This is a genomic window from Micromonospora sp. WMMD723 (assembly GCF_049863385.1).
Lineage (GTDB): Bacteria > Actinomycetota > Actinomycetes > Mycobacteriales > Micromonosporaceae > Micromonospora > Micromonospora wenchangensis.
On the sequence record NZ_JBMKNR010000001.1, the window covers coordinates 1,982,414 to 2,000,470 of the forward strand.

General features: G+C 72.6%; 14 protein-coding genes and 1 pseudogene. 8 read left to right on the forward strand and 7 right to left on the reverse strand.

What is annotated here, in order from left to right:
* Positions 1–73 precede the first annotated feature (73 nt).
* Together ACN261_RS08940 and ACN261_RS08945 are read left to right on the forward strand one after the other, a co-directional pair.
* The gene (locus ACN261_RS08940; RefSeq protein WP_088643621.1) at positions 74–619 is read left to right on the forward strand and encodes a DoxX family protein; all 546 of its coding nucleotides are present in this window, start codon (positions 74–76) and stop codon (positions 617–619) included.
* Between the two features lie 204 nt (positions 620–823).
* The gene (locus ACN261_RS08945; protein ID WP_421484781.1) at positions 824–2,260 is read left to right on the forward strand and encodes a glycosyltransferase 87 family protein; all 1,437 of its coding nucleotides are present in this window, start codon (positions 824–826) and stop codon (positions 2,258–2,260) included.
* A 66-nt stretch (positions 2,261–2,326) separates the two neighbouring features.
* On the opposite strand, the gene ACN261_RS08950 is transcribed toward ACN261_RS08945, so the two are convergent.
* The 4 genes from ACN261_RS08950 to moaC form a co-directional block, all read right to left on the reverse strand.
* A complete protein-coding gene (locus ACN261_RS08950; protein WP_421486955.1) occupies positions 2,327–2,758 on the reverse strand; it encodes a molybdenum cofactor biosynthesis protein MoaE in 432 nt (143 codons plus the stop codon).
* Positions 2,755–4,014, reverse strand: coding sequence for a molybdopterin molybdotransferase MoeA (locus tag ACN261_RS08955; protein ID WP_421484782.1), 1,260 nt, complete (start codon positions 4,012–4,014; stop codon positions 2,755–2,757). Before ACN261_RS08955 ends, ACN261_RS08950 begins: the two co-directional genes overlap by 4 nt.
* 78 nt (positions 4,015–4,092) lie before the next feature.
* Positions 4,093–4,563: a MogA/MoaB family molybdenum cofactor biosynthesis protein gene (locus ACN261_RS08960; RefSeq protein ID WP_204925487.1), complete on the reverse strand. Its 471-nt coding sequence runs from the start codon at positions 4,561–4,563 to the stop codon at positions 4,093–4,095.
* Positions 4,560–5,051 (reverse strand): cyclic pyranopterin monophosphate synthase MoaC, encoded by a 492-nt coding sequence (gene moaC / locus ACN261_RS08965; RefSeq protein WP_088643625.1) that lies wholly within the window; start codon positions 5,049–5,051, stop codon positions 4,560–4,562. The genes ACN261_RS08960 and moaC overlap by 4 nt, the downstream gene beginning before the upstream one ends.
* Positions 5,052–5,737: 686 nt before the next feature.
* On the opposite strand from moaC, the gene ACN261_RS08970 reads away from it, so the two are divergent.
* From ACN261_RS08970 to ACN261_RS08990, 5 genes and pseudogenes are all read left to right on the forward strand, one after another.
* Complete coding sequence (locus ACN261_RS08970; RefSeq protein ID WP_421484784.1) at positions 5,738–8,266, forward strand: putative bifunctional diguanylate cyclase/phosphodiesterase; 2,529 nt, start codon at positions 5,738–5,740, stop codon at positions 8,264–8,266.
* Positions 8,263–9,567, forward strand: a pseudogene (locus ACN261_RS08975) (glycosyltransferase 87 family protein); the annotation flags it as partial. The gene ACN261_RS08970 and the pseudogene ACN261_RS08975, both read left to right, overlap by 4 nt.
* A gap of 9 nt (positions 9,568–9,576) precedes the next feature.
* Positions 9,577–10,209, forward strand: coding sequence for a phosphoribosyltransferase (locus tag ACN261_RS08980; RefSeq protein ID WP_421486956.1), 633 nt, complete (start codon positions 9,577–9,579; stop codon positions 10,207–10,209).
* A gap of 29 nt (positions 10,210–10,238) precedes the next feature.
* Positions 10,239–10,664 (forward strand): zf-TFIIB domain-containing protein, encoded by a 426-nt coding sequence (locus ACN261_RS08985; RefSeq protein ID WP_421484785.1) that lies wholly within the window; start codon positions 10,239–10,241, stop codon positions 10,662–10,664.
* Between the two features lie 90 nt (positions 10,665–10,754).
* Positions 10,755–11,516 carry a maleylpyruvate isomerase N-terminal domain-containing protein gene (locus ACN261_RS08990; protein ID WP_421484786.1) on the forward strand — a complete coding sequence of 254 codons (762 nt, stop codon included), beginning with the start codon at positions 10,755–10,757 and terminating at the stop codon, positions 11,514–11,516.
* A gap of 20 nt (positions 11,517–11,536) precedes the next feature.
* Here the strand turns inward: ACN261_RS08990 and ACN261_RS08995 are convergent, their stop codons facing one another.
* Positions 11,537–15,133 carry a replicative DNA helicase gene (locus ACN261_RS08995; RefSeq protein ID WP_425853577.1) on the reverse strand — a complete coding sequence of 1,199 codons (3,597 nt, stop codon included), beginning with the start codon at positions 15,131–15,133 and terminating at the stop codon, positions 11,537–11,539.
* Between the two features lie 406 nt (positions 15,134–15,539).
* Between ACN261_RS08995 and ACN261_RS09000 the strand changes: the two genes are divergently transcribed.
* Positions 15,540–17,213: a hypothetical protein gene (locus ACN261_RS09000; protein WP_421484787.1), complete on the forward strand. Its 1,674-nt coding sequence runs from the start codon at positions 15,540–15,542 to the stop codon at positions 17,211–17,213.
* Positions 17,214–17,323: 110 nt separating this feature from the next.
* Here ACN261_RS09000 and rplI read toward each other — a convergent pair whose 3' ends face one another.
* A complete protein-coding gene (gene rplI, locus ACN261_RS09005; RefSeq protein ID WP_421484788.1) occupies positions 17,324–17,770 on the reverse strand; it encodes a 50S ribosomal protein L9 in 447 nt (148 codons plus the stop codon).
* Between the two features lie 14 nt (positions 17,771–17,784).
* Complete coding sequence (rpsR, locus tag ACN261_RS09010; protein WP_007073789.1) at positions 17,785–18,024, reverse strand: 30S ribosomal protein S18; 240 nt, start codon at positions 18,022–18,024, stop codon at positions 17,785–17,787.
* Positions 18,025–18,057: the final 33 nt, after the last annotated feature.

Genomic DNA, 18,057 nt, shown 5'->3' on the forward strand with positions numbered 1-18,057 from the left:
CCGTCGACACGCGGACCGCCGCGGATCGGCCATTGCCCGGATAGCAGGGCGTCAAACGGGGTATGACTGAGCCATGAAACCCGTGCGCTCCCTCGCCCGTGTCATGTTGAGCGGCATCTTCGTGGTCAGTGGCGCCCGCAACTTTCAGCACCCCCACCGGCTCGTCCCGGCGGCCAAGCCGGTCACCGACCGGGTCACACCGCTGATCCAGCAGGTCGCGCCGCAGCTCCCCACCGACACCGAGACCCTGATCCGGGCCAACGCCGCCGTGCAGTTCACCGCCGGTCTGATGCTGGCCACCGGGAAGTTCACCCGGCCGGCCGCGCTGGTCCTGGCCGGTACGCTGGTGCCCACCACCGCCGCCGGTCACCCGTTCTGGAGCAACGACGATCAGGCGACCCGGAACAACAACCAGGTGCACTTCCTGAAGAACCTCGGGCTCTTCGGTGGTCTGCTGCTCGCCGCCGCCGACACCGAGGGCAGGCCGGGTCTGCGCTGGCGGGCCGGTCACCGCATCGGCCACTCCCGACGCTCGGTGGGGCGCGCGGTGCGCACCGCCCGGCGGGAGGCCCGGATCGCCGTCCGGTCGGCCGCCGCCGCCCGTCGGCTTCCCGGCTGACCTGCATCGATTCGGCCATCACCCCCCGCAAGGCCACGAATTACCTGAACCGCCCGACACCCGTTAACGCGGTGGAAATGTCAAAAACTGGTGTGGGATCGGACACGGTCGGATAACGCGGGAGGCAGCAACGTGAGGCGCCGTTCTAGGCTCCCTACCGGACCTGGACGGGTAGGACGACCTTGGTACGGGGGTGGCCACGCCATGCCGACAACCGTCGGTAGACGTGCGGACCGCCTCGCCCCGGTGCGTCGCGCAACGCGTGGGATCGATCGTAGGACAGTCGTACGGACCGGCATCGTGGCCGCCGTCGCCTATGCCGCATGGCTCGCCATCGGTGCTTTCGGGCGGCCGTACAACTTCTTCGACATGAAGATCTACCACGGCGCGGTGGTGTGGTGGGCGAGCGGGCACGAGTTGTACGAGTTCATCGCGCCCACCACCACGCTGGGTTTCACCTACCCTCCCTTCGCCGCGCTGGCCATGCTGCCGATGGCGGGGCTGCCGATCGAGGTGGCCGGGTGGATCAACGCGGCCGGCAGCATCGCCGCCCTGGCGGTGGTCCTCGCCGCGCTGCTGCGTCCGATCGTCGACCGGCTCGGTTGGCCGCTCTGGTTCACCGTGGCCATCGCCACGCCGATGGCCACCGCCATCGAACCGGTCCGGGAGACCCTGGGGTACGGCCAGGTCAATCTGCTCCTGTTCGCGTTGATCATGGCGGACCTGGTGGGCCTGCGCTGGCGTTCCCGGCGCGGCAGCCACGGGCGCGACACCGACGGCCCGTTCCTGCGGCTGCTCTACAGCGGGTCCTGGGCCGGAGTCGGCATCGGCCTGGCCACCGCCGTCAAGCTCACCCCGGCGCTGTTCATCGCCTACCTGCTGATCACCAGGCAGTGGCGGGTCGCCGCCACCGCCGTCGGCACCACCATCGGCGTCACCCTGGGCAGCTTCGCCCTGGTCGGCACCGAGTCGCGGGCCTACTTCGGCGGCGTGCTGTGGCAGACCGAACGGGTCGGGGCGGCCGACATGACGCCCAACCAGTCGCTGGCCGGTCTGCTGGCCCGGCTCTACGACTCGATCGAGACGCCCGGCCTGCTCTGGCTGGCGTTCTCGGTGCTGATCCTGGCCGTCGGGCTGTCCCGGGCCGCCAACGCCCGCGCCGACGGCGACGAGTTGACCGCGTTCACCCTGGTCGGACTGACCGCCAACGTGATCAGCCCGATCTCCTGGTCGCACCACCTGGTCTGGGTCATCCCGGCGATCGTCGTACTCGCCGACGCCGCCGTGCGCCGCCGTGAGGCGAGCCGGGGGTTGTCGCTGCGCACCGGCCAGCAGGCGTTCGGCGGGCCGCCCGGGGTGAACGGGCTGCGCCCGCCGATCTGGTACCCGACGCTGACCGGGCTGCGGCACGGCGTGGCGGCGCTCGGGTTGTACCTGCTCTTCCTGATCTCACCGATCTGGCCGTACGAGCACAAGCTCCCCGAGGTGTCGCACTACCAGAACGGCCTGTTCGGCGCGCTCATGGAGAACTCGCTCGCGCTGGCGCTGATCGTGCTGGTCGCCGCGCTGCCCTGGCGGCCCGGTGCCGAGCCCGCCTTCTACGCCGACCGCCCGTCCCGCGCCACCGCCGGCCGCCGCTGACCCCGCCCGTCCCGCTCCACCGCGGACAGCCGACCCCGGCCGGCCCGGCGACTCCCGACGGCGGGCTCAGGGGCAGTTGACCCACTCCTCGGTGCCGTCGGCGAAGACCTGCCGCTTCCAGATCGGCAGTCGCGCCTTCACCTCGTCGACCAGCCGCGCGCAGGCCACGAAGGCCGCCGCCCGGTGTGCCGTGCTGACCGCCGCCACCAGCGCCACGTCTCCGATGTCGAGCCGGCCGATCCGGTGCGACACGGCCACCGCGTACACGTCGGGATCGGCGGCGATCTCGGCGGCCACCGCGCGCAGCGTCTCGACGGCGCTCGGGTGGCCCTCGTACTCCAGCAGCGTCACCGGTCGACCGTGGTCGTGGTCGCGGACCACGCCCTGGAAGGAGACCACCGCGCCGGCCCGCCGGTCGGCCACCGCCGCCTCGTGCGCGGCCAGGTCCAGCGGCTGGTCGGTGACCGCGAGCAGGGCCGTCGCCGGGCCGGTCGTCACCACGTACGCTCCCCGGGCAGCAACGGCAGCGGTACGACCGGCACCCGGGCCCCGACCTCGCCGGAGGTGCCCGGCCGGATCACCGCGAACCCGTCCGCGCCGGCGAGCCCGCGCAGCATCGCCGACCCGACGTGGCGGACCGGGTGGGCGGTGCCGGCGGCCCGGTCCAGCCGGACCAGCGCCAGGTGGGTGTAGTCGCCCCGACCGGGCACCGGCCCGGCGAGGGTGGCCTGGGGCAACGCCGGCAGCGCCCGGCCCTGGAGCCCGGCGAGCAGCGGCGCGACCAGCGACACCAGGGCGACGATCGCGGACTGCGGGTTGCCCGGCAGCCCGGCCACGAAACGCACCCGCCCGTCGGCGTCGACCAGCCGGGCCAGCAGCATCGGGAAACCGGGCCGCACGGCGACCGTGTTCACCACGTGGTCGGCCCCCAGCGCCTCCAACGCGGGGTGCAGGTGGTCGACCGGGCCGTGCATGGTGCCGCCGGTGGTGCAGACCAGGTCGGCCCCGGCGAGCGCCCCGCGCAGGGCGGCCACGTGGGCGGGGAGGGTGTCCGCCACCGGGCCGACCACGTCGGACGGCCGCACCTGGCAGCCGTAGCGGCGCAGCCAGGACGGTACGGCGGGGCCGAGCGCGTCGCGGACCCGGCCCGACCCGGGCGGACCGGCGGTGAGCAGTTCGTCGCCGAAGACCAGCAGCGCGGCGCGCGGTTGGCGGCGCACCGTGAGCTGGTCGTGCCCGCAGGAGGCGGCCAGCCCGATCAGCGCCGGGTCGACCGGGGTGCCCGCCGGCAGCAGCTCCTCGCCGGCCACCGCCTCCTCGCCCGGCTCCCGCCACTCCGGGTTCGGGCGTGGCGTGCCGGTCACCCGGCCGTCCGGGGTACGCCGCGAGTCCTCGATCCGCAGGATGGCGGTCGTCCCGGTGGGAACCATCGCGCCGGTGGCGATCTCCACGGTGGTGCCGTCGGCGGTCAGCCCGGCCGGGGTCTGCCCGGCGAGCACCCGTCCCACGACGTCCCACGGGCCGGCCCCGCGTACCGCCCAGCCGTCGACGCTGGAGGTGGGGAAGGCCGGCAGGTCGGTCCGGGTCGTCAACGGCGCGGCCAGGGTGTACCCGTCGGCGTCGGCCAGTGCCCGCTGCACCGGGGGCAGGGCGGCGGCGAGGCCGACCGCGTACACCCGGGAGCGGGCCTCCTCCCAGCCGGCCGGCGGCGGCGCGGCGACCTGGGCCGCGGCGGCGGCGGTTTCCGTGCTCACCGGGGGCCTCCGTTCGGACGGGACGCGGCGCTCCGCGTACACCCCCGCGAGCCTATCGCCGCCGTGCCGGGCGTGCGGTCAGTGGTCGCCGCCGCGCAACTGGTCGACCGCGTGGCCGAGGATCGGCCCGAGCACGGCCAGCCCGTCCTTCGCGCCGCCCCGCGAGCCGGGCAGGTTGACCACGAGCATCCGGCCCAGCACCCCGGCGACCCCCCGGGACAACGCCGAGGTCGGCACCCGGTCCCGGCTGTACGCGCGGATCGCCTCGGCGATGCCGGGGATCTCGTGGTCGAGCAGCGCCCGGGTCACCTCCGGGGTCCGGTCGGTCGGGTTGATGCCGGTGCCGCCGCTGGTCAGCACCACGTCGATCCCGTCGGCGTGGGCGGCACGCAGCGCCTCGCCTACCGGTTCGCCGTCGGGCACCACCACCGGCTCGTCGACCTGGCAGCCCAGCTCGCGCAGACCGGCGACGAGCAGCGGCCCGCTGGTGTCGGCGTACACCCCGGCGGCGGCCCGGTTGGACGCCACGACGACCCGGGCCCGGATCACGGCCGGTCCTGCGGGCGGACCCACTCGCCGGTCTTGCCGCCGGACTTGCTCAACACCCGGACGCCGTCCACGGCGGCGGCCGGATCGACCGCCTTGACCATGTCGACCAGGGCCAGCCCGGCGACGGCGACGGCGGTCAGCGCCTCCATCTCCACCCCCGTCCGGTCGGCGGTGCGGGCGGTGGCGGTGATCTCGACGGTGTCGTCGGTGAGTTCGAGGTCGACGGTGACGCCGTGCAGGGCGATCGGGTGGCACAGCGGGATCAGGTCGGGGGTGCGCTTGGCGCCCATGATGCCGGCGAGCCGGCCGACGGCCAGCGCGTCGCCCTTGGGCAGCCCGTCGCGGCGCAGCAGCTCCACCACCTCGACGGTGGTGCGCAGCCGCCCGGCGGCCACGGCGACCCGGCCGGACACCGGCTTGGCGGAGACGTCGACCATGCGGGCCGCACCCGCGGCGTCGACGTGGCTGAGCTGCGCGGGATCGGTCACGTCAGCGAGCCTAGCGGGGTGCTCCGATCCGGGGGTACGTCCGGGCGTGACGGCGACCCGGGAACAGGAGTGCCGAGCGCGCGGGGACGATTCGTGATCGGTGGTTCATCGTCGATTTCATCGGCCGCCACTAATAGGTTCTCGTGTCGGCGGTAGAGCGGGAAACACCATCACGCGCGAGATCGTCACACCCGAGAAACCCTCCGTCGCGTCGCGGTCGCGAATCGCCACCGGGCCGCTTCGCCCCCGTTGGCACCACCGCGCCGAGACGACTACGCTGCGTTCCACAATCGGGTGATCTGTCGCACTCACACAGCCGGTCACCTCGACGTACGGCAAACGGCCCCTCTCACCCGATGTCGCGAAGCCGCCGCCTGCACCATTATCTAGCGTTAACGAGAACCGTCGGGAGCGCTCAGCACTCCGTTTCCCCGCGGAAACGGAAAGTCACCAAGGTGCACTCAATTCTCACCTATCGCTCATAGTTACATTTATACCTCCAAAAACGGCCTAACCGCCCTTAGGCTGTCCCCTGTCAGATCCCGACCGCAAGGGTCGGCGACAACGATCAGGGGAGGGCGAACGCGATGTCCGCACACGAGTGGCTCTGAACGATTGTGGTGGCGGTGTGACCCCACGTAGCCTTGGCCTCTGCTCAGCGACACGGAGTGGTTGTCGAGGACACGGTGGCACGACCGGACGAAGGCAAGACGGAGGCCGAGCGGCAGCTGACGCTGCACGTCGGCCTCGTCTGCGTGGTGGCCACCGCAGCGGCGGTCGTCGCCCTCTACCAACTGGTCCACCTCGACCTCACCGGCGGCGACCTCACCCGGTCCGTCGCGCTGGCCTTCATGGCCGCGCTCAGCGTCCGGATCAACTGGCAGATCCGCATCCGGGCCACCGTCCACGCGGTCTCCTGGAGCGAGACGGCGATCGTCCTCGGGCTGGCCGTCGCACCGGCGCCCCTGGTCGTCCTGACCACCGGGACGGGCGTCGCGGTCGCCCTGCTGTCCATGAAGCGCGGACCGCTGAAGACCACCTTCGGCATCGCCAAGAGCATGCTGCTGGCGGCCGCCGGCGGCGTCGCGCTGCACACCCTCGGCTGGTCGCCGCAGGACACCGACCTGCCGAACGCCATCGGCATGATCGGGCTCGCCTACGTCGTCGCCGTGGTCCTCGACGAACTGCTCACCCTGCCGGTCATCGCGATGGCCACCGGCACCCCGCTGCCCCGGCTCTTCTCCGACGACCTCGGCCTACGCCTGACCAGCGCGCTGGCGCGGTTCGTCCTGATCGCCGTCACCCTGGCCATCCTCCAGGCCGACCCCCGGCTCCTGCTCGCCGTGCCACCCCTGGTGCTCAGCCTGCACCTGCTCTACTCCAACCAGGTCAAGTCCCGCACCGAGCAACAGGCCTGGCAACGACTGGCCCGCACCACCGACGCGCTCAACGTGGTCGACCTGGACAAGGTCCTCACCACCGCCGTCACCCAGGCCACCGAACTCTTCTCCGCCGACGAGGTCGAGATCGAGCTGCGCGACGCCGGCCGCACCGTCCGGGGCGCGAGCGGCACCATCACCTACGACGGCCCCTCCGGCACCCCGAGTGAGATCGAGGGCACCGTCCTGCCCGCCCGCCTCGAAGGCCACGACCGCACCGTCGACGTCGGGATGCTGCGGCTGCGGTTCCGCGGGCCGGTCCGGCTCAACGAACGCGAGCAGTACACCCTGCGCACCTTCGCCTCCGCGTTGTGCACGGCCGTCCGCAACGCCCAGGCGTACGCCGAACTCGCCCGGGTCGCCGCCGAACACGCCCACGCCGCCAGCCACGACGCGCTCACCGGCCTGGCCAACCGCCGGCAACTGCTCGACCGGGGCACCGAACAGCTCGGCACCCGGCACGCCGAGGGGGTGACCGCCCTCGTCCTGATCGACCTCAATCACTTCAAGGAGGTCAACGACACCCTCGGCCACGCCGCCGGTGACCAGGTACTGATGCGGGTCGCCGACCGGCTGCGCGCTGCCGCCCGCGACGAGGACCTGGTCGCCCGCCTCGGCGGCGACGAGTTCGCCGTACTGATGCGCAACCTGCCCGCCCCCGCCATCGCCGCCCACCGGGCCGAGACCCTGCTCGGCGCCCTGCACGAACCGATCGACGTGGACGGCATGCGGATCAGCGTGGAGGCCAGCGGCGGCATCGCGGCGGCCCCCGCCACCGGCGGCATGCCCGAACTGCTGCGCCGCGCCGACGTCGCCATGTACCAGGCCAAGCGGGCCGGCCAACGGATCGCCACGTACGCCCCCACCCGGGACACCGCCGACCTGCGCCGGCTCACCCTCGGCGGTGAACTGCCCCGCGCGGTGGCCGACCACGAGTTCACCGTCAACTTCCAGCCCATCGTCGACCTCGGCACCGGCGAGGTGACCGGAGCCGAGGCACTGGCCCGCTGGCACCACCCCCGGCACGGGGTCATCGACCCGCTGCGCTTCATCGAGGCGGTGGAACGCTCCGGCATGCTCCCCGCGTTCGCCGAGGCCATCCTCGACCAGGCCCTCGTCGCCGCCGTCGGCTGGCGGACCGCCGGCTTCGACCTGCCCGTCTCGGTCAACGTCTCACCCCGCAGCCTGCTCGACGCCCGATTCCCCGGCGCGGTGCTGGCCCGGCTCCAGGCCCACGACTTCCCCCCGGACCGACTCGTCCTGGAGCTGACCGAGACACTCACCCTCAGCCAGCTCGACGTGGTCGACCGGGTACTCAACCGGCTGCGCGACTCCGGCATCCGGCTCGCCCTCGACGACTTCGGCACCGGCTACTCGTCGCTCTCCCTGCTCTCCCGCATCCCCGTACACGAGCTGAAGATCGACCGCAGCTTCGTCACCGCGATGGAGAGCTCCGCCGAGGCGGCAGCCGTCATCCGCTCCACCCTCGACCTCGGCCGCAGCCTCGACCTGGCCGTCGTCGCCGAGGGCGTGGAGAGCGAACCGCAACGCCGGGCCCTGTGGTCGCTCGGCTGCGCCGCCGGCCAGGGACACCTGTTCGCCCGCCCGCTGCCGGCCGGCACGCTCCTCGCCGCACTGCAACGAGGCTCCGGTGGCCGCCCCGGCAGTCTCGCCACCCCGCTGCACGACACCGGCGCGGTCATCCGACTCAGCACCCCCGGCCGCCGCCAGCCCGCCCGGAACCGTTCGACGGGTCTGCCACACTTGCCGGCGTGACCGCCGCCGACCGTGCCGCCCGCCGCCTGCGGGCCGTCGACACCGCAGCCGGCGGACTCGCCCTCGACCTCGGCCTCTACCTGCTCTCCGCGACCTTCGCCGCCGTCACCGCCGCCACCTCCACCCTGCCCCCGCACCGGGCCTGGGGTGGCGTCGCCGCCGTCGGCTACCTCGCCGCGACGATCCTGGTCGCCACCCAGTTCCTCCTCCGCCGCCACCGACCCGGGCTGGCCGGCACCACCGCCCGCGCCGTGGTCACCGGCCTCGCCTGGGCCGGCACCGCCCTGCTCCCCCTGGTCGTACAGGCCGGGCAGCGGGCCGCCGGGCGCACCGACCGGGCCCAGGAGGAGGTGGTGGTGGTCGAGCAGGCCGGCATCCGGCTCGCCGAGCACGGCACCCCCTACCTCGGGCCGGACGCCATCGCCGCGCTGCCCGCCGACGAACGGCTGCTCGGCTACACCCCCTACCAGCCGGGGATGGCGCTGTTCGGGCTGCCCCGGGCCGCCGCCGACACCTGGTGGACCGACTCCCGCGTCTGGTTCGCGCTGGTCACCGCCGCAGCCCTGGCCTGGGCCGTGGTCGCGCTACGCCGTCCCGACCCGAGCACCGGCGGGCGGGCCGGGCCACCGGCGGTGCTGCGCGGCGTGCAGGCGGCGACCGTCCTGCCGATCTGCGCGCTCACCCTCGCCACCGGCGGCGACGACCTGCCCGTACTCGCGCTCTGCCTGTTGGCGCTGGCGTTCGCCGCCACCGGCCGGCCCGGCGGGGCCGGGCTGGCGGTGGGGCTGGCCGGCGCGTTGAAACTGTTCGCCTGGCCGGTCGCGCTGGTCCTGATCTTCTGGGGGGTGACCCGACGGGCCGGGCTGCGGGTGGCGGCCGGCGCGCTCGGGCTGCCCGCCCTCGCCCTGCTCCCCGCCCTGCTGGTCGACCGGGACGCGCTGGTGGAGAACGTGCTGCGCTTCCCGCTCGGCCACGGCCAGGTCACCAGCCCCGCCCAGTCCCCGTTCCCCGGCCACCTGATCGCCACCGCCCTGCCCGGCGGCCGGGTCGTCGCCGCCGCACTGCTCGTCGCCGTCGGCGCCGCGATCGCCGTCCGGCTCGTCCGCCGCCCGCCCCGCACCGCCGCCGCCACCGCGCTGCTCTGCGGGTACGGCCTGCTCGCCGCGATCCTGCTGATGCCGACCACCCGCTTCGGCTACCTGCTCTACCCGATCGCCCTGCTGGCCTGGGCCGCCGCCCTCACCACCCGCCCGGCACCGGTTCCGCCGAGTTCCCGACGCATCCTGCCCACAGGGCGTAGACCTGAGGACATGAGCAGCTACCGCGACCGCGTCGACGCCGGCCGTCGCCTCGCCGAACGGCTCACCGCACTGACCAATCGGCCCGACGTCGTCGTGCTCGGTCTGGTACGCGGCGGGGTGCCGGTGGCCCGGATCGTCGCCGACCGGCTCGGCGTACCGCTCGACGTGCTGGTGGTCCGCAAGCTCGGCCTCCCCGGGGCACCCGAGGTGGCCTTCGGCGCGCTCGGCCCCGGCGGGGTCCGGGTCCTCAACGACCAGGTCGCCGCCCCGCTCGACCCGGCCGACCGCGCCGAGGTGCAACACCGTGAACAGGCCGAACTCGACCGCCGGGAGGCCCGTTACCGGCACGGTCGACCCCCGCTCGACCTGACCGGACGTACCGCCCTGATCGTCGACGACGGGCTGGCCACCGGCGCCACCGCCCGCGCCGCCGTGCAGGTCGCCCGGCAGCTCGGCGCCCGGCGGGTGGTGGTCGCGGTGCCGGTCGGCGCGCAGCAGGCGTACGAGATGCTCGCCGCCGAGGCCGACGAGGTGGTCTGCCCGCAGCACCCGGCCGGCTTCACCGCGGTCAGCGCCTACTACGACGACTTCCACGAGGTCGACGACGACGAGGTGATCTCGGCGCTGATCGCCACCGCCTGAATGCTGCGCCGACCGGGTACCGTCGAACGATGCAGCTCACCTGTCCCAAGTGTCACGGAGATATGCGCCAGTACGAGCGCAGCGGAGTCGTCATCGACCAGTGCGGCGAGTGCCGGGGGATCTTCCTGGACCGCGGCGAACTCGAAAAGCTGTTCGAGGCCGAGGCGAACTGGAACCGGCAGCGCAGTGGGGCCACGCCCGGTCAGCCGGGGGCCGCTCCCGGTCAGCAGCACGTCCAGGCACCGGGCGGATATCCGCCGCCACCTCCACCGCCGCCCGCCCCGAGCCACCAGCCGGGCTACGGTGCCGTGCCGCCGCCCCCGCCGCCGCCGGGTTACCCGCCGCAGCCCGCGTACGGCGGCCACGGTGGCTACGGCCACCCGCAGCACCACGGCTACCACGGCCACTACAAGCGCAAGAAGCACAAGGGTTTCCTCGACGAGATGTTCGGCTGACCGGTTCCGTCGACGGCCGGGCCGGGTCCTCCCGCGCCCGGCCCGGTCCCGTCACCGCCGTCGGCCGCACAGGGTTACGGCCGCCGTCGGGTGACCAGGCTGAGCGCCAGGAACAGCGTCTCCCGGGTCCGGATGCCGGAGCATGCCGACCGTGCGACGCTGCACGGCATGACGTTCGTCCGGCAGCACACCGCGTTGGCGCAGGCCTACGACGGCATCACCCGGGTGGTCGCCGACCTCGACGACGACGCCCTGCAACGCCCCACCCGGTGTCGGGGCTGGGTCGTCGCCGACCTGCTCTTCCACCTGCTCGGCGACGCCCAACGGGCGCTGGTCACGCTGGCCAGCCCCGCCGAGGGGCCGGCCGACACCGACGACGTCAGCTACTGGCGGTCGTTCCCGGCGGGTGCCGATCCCGACGCGGCGGCCCGGCACGCGTGGTGGATCCGCCGTTCGGCCGCCGCCTTCGACCGGCCCACCGGCGTGGTCCGGATCTGGGCGGACACCGCCCCGGCCGCCGTACACGCGGCGGGTGCCGCCGACCCGCAGGGCTGCGTCACCACCCAGGGGCACGTGCTACGGGTGCCCGACTTCCTGGCCACGCTGACCACCGAGGCCGTCGTGCACCACCTCGACCTGGTGCCCGACCTGCCGGCCGCACCGCCGCCCGGAGTGCTGGCCGTCGAGGTCGCGGTCGCCACCATGGACGGCCTGCTCAGCGACGACGCGGTGCGGCCCGCCGACTGGGACGACCTGACGTACCTGGGCAAGGCCACCGGTCGGGAGCCGCTGACCGACCGGGACCGGGTGGCGTTGGGCGAGGCCGCCGGCTGGTTCCCACTACTCGGCTGAGTCGCCGACCCGGCGTCGGGTCAGACGATCGCCATATCGACGAAGCGGGACAGGTGCAGTTGGGCCGCCACCGTGATCGAGTCGGTGGGCCCATTTCTGTGCTTGGCAACAATGAAATCCGCCTCCCCGGCGCGCGGCGATTCCTTGTCGTAGTAGTCGTCGCGGTGCAACAGGATGACGACGTCCGCGTCCTGCTCGATCGAGTTGTGGGTGGCGATCCCGTTGGCGACGAAATTGTGTGTGCCGAGTACCGTCGCGTCGAAAACGTCCTGCTCGCCGAGCGACTCGATCGAGGTGATCTCGTCCCAGAAGATGTCGTTGGTGGCGTGCAGTTCGAGGTCGGCGGCGTCGAGCACCGAGGCGATCTTCGCCAGTCGGGATCGGCTCGGTGCACGCTTCCACAGCGCGCTGCCGCAGAATTGTGTACCTATTGCCCGGGCGAACTCGCGATGGCTGATGCCCCGCTCCACCAGGACATCCCGAACCTGGTTCCACACCTCGGTCGGCACCGTGTCGACGTTGGTGTTGCTCACGACCGTCTCCAACACGGTAAGCAGCGCTTCGCATGCAGCCGCGCGCTCCCCGTGCACCCCGATCTCCCGCAGGAACCGCAGTTGGTCGTCCCGGCCCGAGATGTCGAGGGTGTACTGGGGACGGTGGTCAGCCACCGGAACGACTTTGAGGCGTGCGGTGATGCCGTACCGCAGGAGGAGCCGGGAGATGTCTTCAAGCATTCGGCGACTGGTGGAGGAGAAGTAGACACGTCCGCCCCTACCCGACTTGTTGACATGGACCGAGCCGTCGGTCGACCACAGGTGGTGCAGGAAAAGCGTTACCTGCTCCTTGGGCATACTGAAGATCGTCTGCGGAATGAACTTCTCGTGCGAACGCAGGCCGAAGAGCCCCAGCCCGTCGAGCCATTCTGCAATCGGATTACGCCGTCCACGGGCCAGTCGGTACGGTGCGGGCAGCCGGAGCGTCGTGACCCGGGCGGCCTCGTACTCGTCCCGTACGGCGCTGATTCCGAAGTGCTTCGCGGCCTCGGCCACTGCCACCAGGTTTTCCTCGTCCCTGCTGGCGTACCGGATCGGCTGGCGTCTGACGAACGAACCGTCACCAAGCAGGTGCGCGAGCAGTACCACCTCCGCCTCCACCCACGGCCGGATCGCCAGCGGCGGGGGCAGGTGTCTCGGCGTAGCCAGCCGCGCTCCGACAGCCAACTCACCGAGCGGCACCCACCCGGCGAAGGTGAGGAAAGGATGGTTCGCCGTCGCGTCGATCTGCTTTCCCGACGCGAGGGTCAGCCGGAACACCTCGCGCCGACCGCTGGGGAAGACGTGCGTCATGGTCCGGGGCGAGTACCGCAGATTCTCGTCGAGCGCCCAGACCGGGATTTCCCTCGTCCCGGCCTTCAGCAGCTCGCCCATGGTGACTTCCGCATTGGTGTCGGCCCGGATCAGTCGGGTCTCCGCAGTCAGACAGCCCGATTCGCGCAGGTCGGACAACTGAGGCCGCTTGTCGGTACGTTGCTCCGGGCCACGGTTGAGCTGGCTGACCGCGATCACCGGGCACTCGACCTCCTTGGCCAGCAGCTTCAGGCCACGGGACAGGTCCGCGACCTCCTGCTGACGGCTCTCGGTGCGCTTCGGTGAGGTCATCAGCTGGAGGTAGTCGACGACGATCATCTTGAGGTCGTGCTTCTGCTTGAGCCGCCGCGCCTTCGCCCGGATCTCCATCAGGTTCATGCTCGGGGTGTCGTCCACGAACAGCGGCGCCTCGCTGATCTCACCCATGCAGCGGGCCAGCTTGGTCCAGTCGTCGTCGGAGAGCTGACCGCTGCGCAGCACGTGCAGCGGGACCCGCGCCTCGGCCGAGAGGAGCCGCATGACGATCTCGACCTTGCTCATTTCCAGCGAGAAGATGGCGGCGGCCTGGTTGGCCCGGATCGCCGCGTTACGGGCGAAGTCCATGCTGGCCGTGCTGTTGTGGGTGGGGATCATCGACCGGCCGGCCAGGTAGAGGTGGTCCGGGTTGTCGACGGTCACGCACCGCACCGGCACACTGGCCACCGGCCGGACGTCCACCACGTACCGCACACCCGGGTCGGTGCGCAGGCGGACGGCCTCGGCGGATGCCCTGGGCTCCCGGCGGAAGACGGCGTCCGGGGTGGCGAAGGCGACCGTGTACGTCGTCCCGGTCCGGCCGGGTGCCGGCTGCTCGGTCAGCGTGCAGCGGTAGCCGAGACCCACCACGAGTTCCCGTACGTCGCCGGCGAGCCGCCGCGAGACCGAGGTGTACCGGTGCTCGCCGGTCGGGGTGAGGGTGCCGGCGGTGTCCATCAGCCCGGCGAGCAGCGCCCGACGTTGCGCCTCGGAGCCGCGCAGGTAGTCGCGGGGGATGTGCTTGTCCGCGAGGACACCGATCTCCCGCAGCGTCGTCAGGAAGGATGCGGCCAGGTGCCCCGGGTCGGCCCGGCCGTCGCCGAGCCAGCCGCCCAGGCCGTACGGGGGGATGGGCACCGCCCGCTCGGGCAGTTGCAGGGGGGCGCAGGTGGCGACGGCGTGGCGGGGGCGTCCCTCCGGTCCGGTACGCAGCGTCGCCGCGATCTGTGCCGTGGTGAGTACGCCGTCCCCGACCTCGGCAGGGTCCTGGGCCGCGTCGGCCGGTGTGCCGCCCGCCGGGGCGAGGGCCCGCGTCCGGGTGGTGGTCCGCCACAGGTGCCCGGCGTCGGCGACGATCACGCTGCCGTCGGAGAACTCGACCTCGTAGCAGGGCCGCCCGTGCATCACGGCGAAGGCGGCGGTGACGGTGGTCGGCGTGCCGTCGGCGGCGAGCAGCCGGTCACCGACCTCGACCTCGCCCATGGTGGTCCAGCCGTCCGGGGTGGGCAGCAGCGTGTCGAGCGCCAGCGCCTTTCCCAGACCGGGGCGGCCGGCCACGATGATGAGCTGCCCCGGGTGCAGGCCGTTGAGCAGCCGGTCCAGGTCGGTGAAGCCGGTCGGCACGCCGGTCATCACGCCGCCCTGCGCGCCGACCGCCTCGATCTCGTCGAGGGTGGGCTGGAGCATGTCGGCGAGCACCGCGAAGTCCTCGCTGACCCGCCGTTCGGTGATCTCGTAGACCGCCTGCTGGGCCAGGTCGACGACGTCGTCGACGTCCCGGCTGCCACCGGCGGCGGTGCCGTAGCCGAGCTGCACGATCCGGGTGCCCGCCTCGACCAGGCGGCGCAGCACGGCGCGTTCGCCGACGATCCGGGCGTAGTAGGAGGCGTTCGCTGCGGTCGGTACGGCCGCCATGCAGGTGTGCAGGTAGGGGGCGCCGCCGACCCGGGCGAGGTCTCCGGAGTCGGCCAGGGCCGCCGCGACGGTGATGCCGTCGGCGGGCTCACCGCGACCGTAGATGTCGAGGATCGCGTCGAAGATGGTGGCGTGGACGGGCCGGTAGAAGTCGGTGGACTTGAGGATCTCGACGACGTCGGCGATGGCGTCCTTGGAGAGCAGCATGCCGCCGAGGACGCACTGCTCGGCGGCGACGTCCTGTGGTGGGGTCTTGTCGAACTGGCCGTCGCGGGGCGGCGGGGCGGACGACTGCCCCGCGGCCCGGGGCTCCGCCCGCATGTCGTCGGTGATCGACACGGTTCCCCCTCCACAGCGTCGCGGTTGCCCCGGCGGTACGCCGGCGGTGACACCGTCCGGTCAGGTCGATCGGGGGGCCATCGCGCGACCGGTCGGTGCCCCACGATACGGACCGCGAGGTCAGACCCTCAACCGGCGCGGTGGACGAGCCTCGGGACAACCTGTGGACGCGCGTGGACAACCATGTGCGCAGCGTGTGCACAGCCTGTGGAAAACTGTGGGGGAATTCTGGGCTGCAACGCTGTGAGCTGCTGGTTCACTATCCACACCCTGTGGACGAATATTTTCCGGTAAGGCTCTTGGGTCGGTCTTCCCGTACTATCTCTGCGAAACGGCTACACCTGGACAGCGGATTGCACTTTCGGTTGAGAAGGGTCACGCTCCGGCCGTGAGTTACCGGGACTGGGAGCGCGGGGAGGGCAGCCCGCGCGCGCGTCAGCCGATCGCCCCGTGGGACGACCTCGGCGACCCGGTTCCGTCGGATTCATACTCCTCGACGGACCGCTACCGTACGCCGAGTCGGCGTCGGGCGGTCGAGCGTGGCCAGCAGGAGCCTGTCGACGCCTACCTGCCGCGCTGGGCGGTCGAGTCGGGCATCGCGCACGCCGACGGCCGGGGCCGGCACGCCGCCCCGGACGAGGACGAGGACGACACCCGTCGGGCCGCCGGGGTGGGCCGGCGGGCGGCCCGGCGGCGGCGGGAGAGTGAGCGCCGGGAGTCGCGGGTGACAGGCGCGGGCCCCGGCTCCGACGACCACACCCGGGAGTGGACCTTCGACCGTCCCCAGCAGGAGCAGGGGTACGTCGGGAGCCGACGGGCGGACGCCGACGAGGGTGAGCCGGTCTCCGGGGCGGCGCCGACGGTCCGTCCGCGCCGGGCGTCGTCGCGTCGTCCGGAGGTGATCTGGTCCGGTGGTGACGATTCCGACCTGCCCGTGGAGTCCGTTCCCGAGCAGCCGCCCCGGCGTCGGCGACGCAACACCGACGAGTCGTGGGCCCGGCCCCTGACCGACCCGGCGAGCCGTCCGGCGGCCGACCCGTGGAGCCGGTCGGCCGAGCCGGAACCGGACTACCGTCCCGCGGTGGACCCGTGGGACGCCTCCGGTGTGCACGATTGGCAGAGTCCCGCCACCGACGACCGGTGGGACCGTCTCGGCGGGTCGTCGCGGTGGGGGCAGAGCGACAGCACCGGCCAGTGGGACCGGTTCACCGACACCGCCCAGTGGGACCGGACGGACGTCGGCCGCTGGGGTCCGGTGAGCACGGACCGTGATGGGTGGGACGGCCGGGACCCGGGCCGGGTAGACCGTCCGGACCGCGCGGGCGTCGACCCGTGGGACCAGGGTGGGCCCGACCGGCGGGATGCTGGCGGCGGGGGTGGGTGGGAGCGGTCGGTGCCGCCCCGGTCGTCACAGCCGGTCACCGGGGAGGGCTGGCCGTGGGGCGAGCAACCGGAGGGCTTCTGGTCGGGTACCCGCCTGGCGGGAGACGACCCCCGTTGGATGGACCCGCCGACGTCGGCACCCCGGTCGCCGGTGGTGGGTTACACCGCGCCGCGTCCCCGGGCGGCTCCGCGTCGTCGGGCCGAGCCGGTGTCCGGGCGGGCGGCGGGGTCCGGGCGGGCGGCGTCGGCGTCCTCGCTGCGGGAGCGGATCGGCTCGGTGGGTGCCGGCTCGTGGAACCGTCGTCTGGAGGACGACCTGCTCGACCCGGACCCGGGTGGTCCGCTGCGTCCGTTGGTCTACACGGCCGCCTGTTACCTGGTGCCGGCGGTGCTGGTGTTCCTGTGGTTGTTGACCCTGGACGGTCAGCCGCCGGCCGGTTGTGTCACGGACATCAGCGGGGGCGGGTGTGAGCCGCCCCGGGCCCACGCGCTGGGTTCGCTGGTCGCGGGTGGTCCCCGGTTCGGTCTGTCGTTGCTGAGCAGCCTGGTGGTGGCGGTGCTGCTGCGCCGGGTCGGGACGACCTGGCGGCCGGCGACGGTGGCGTTGGCGGCGGCGGTGGTCGGTGGCGGCCTGTCCACCGTGATGATCAGCGCGGTCACCGGACAGCCGATCGGCTGACCGGGCGTGACACGGCCGGCCCGGCCGTGTGCGACTCGTCGTGGAAAGGCGTAGTGGCCCGCACCGGATGCCGGTGCGGGCCACTACGGGTGATGCCGTGTGCGGTGAGGTCAGCCCTGGACGACGTTGAGGTCGAACGTGGCGGACACCTCGGGGTGCAGCTTGATCTTCACCGGGTAGGAGCCGGTCGACTTGATGTGACCGGGCATCTCCAGCCGACGACGGTCGAGGACCGGGCCACCGGCCGCCTTGACGGCGTCGACGACCTCGGCCGGGGTGACCGAGCCGAAGAGCCGACCGCCGTCACCGGCGCGGACCTTCAGGCTGACCTTCAGACCTTCGAGCTGGCCCTTGACCTCGTTGGCGTGGCCGAGGTCGCGGATCTCCCGGGCCGAGCGGGCCCGCTTGATGACCGTGACCTGCTTCTCCGCACCCTTGGTCCAGCTGATCGCGAAGCCCTGCGGCAGCAGGTAGTTACGGCCGTAGCCGTTCTTGACCTCGACGATGTCGCCGGGGGCACCGAGACCGGAAACTTCCTGAGTCAGGATGATCTTCATGTCGGTGCCTCCTCTCAGCGGGCCGTGGCGGTGTACGGCAGGAGCGCCATCTCACGGGCGTTCTTTACCGCACGGGCGATCTGCCGCTGCTGCTGGGAGGTGACCCCGGTCACCCGCCGAGCGCGGATCTTGCCGCGGTCGGAGATGAACTTGCGCAGCAGCGCGGTGTCCTTGTAATCGATATAGGTGATCCCGTCCTTGTCGAGCGGGTTCACCTTCTTCTTCGGCTTGCGAAGTGCCGCAGCCTTGGCCATTGCACGTGCTCCTGGTTTGCGATCGCGGGCGCT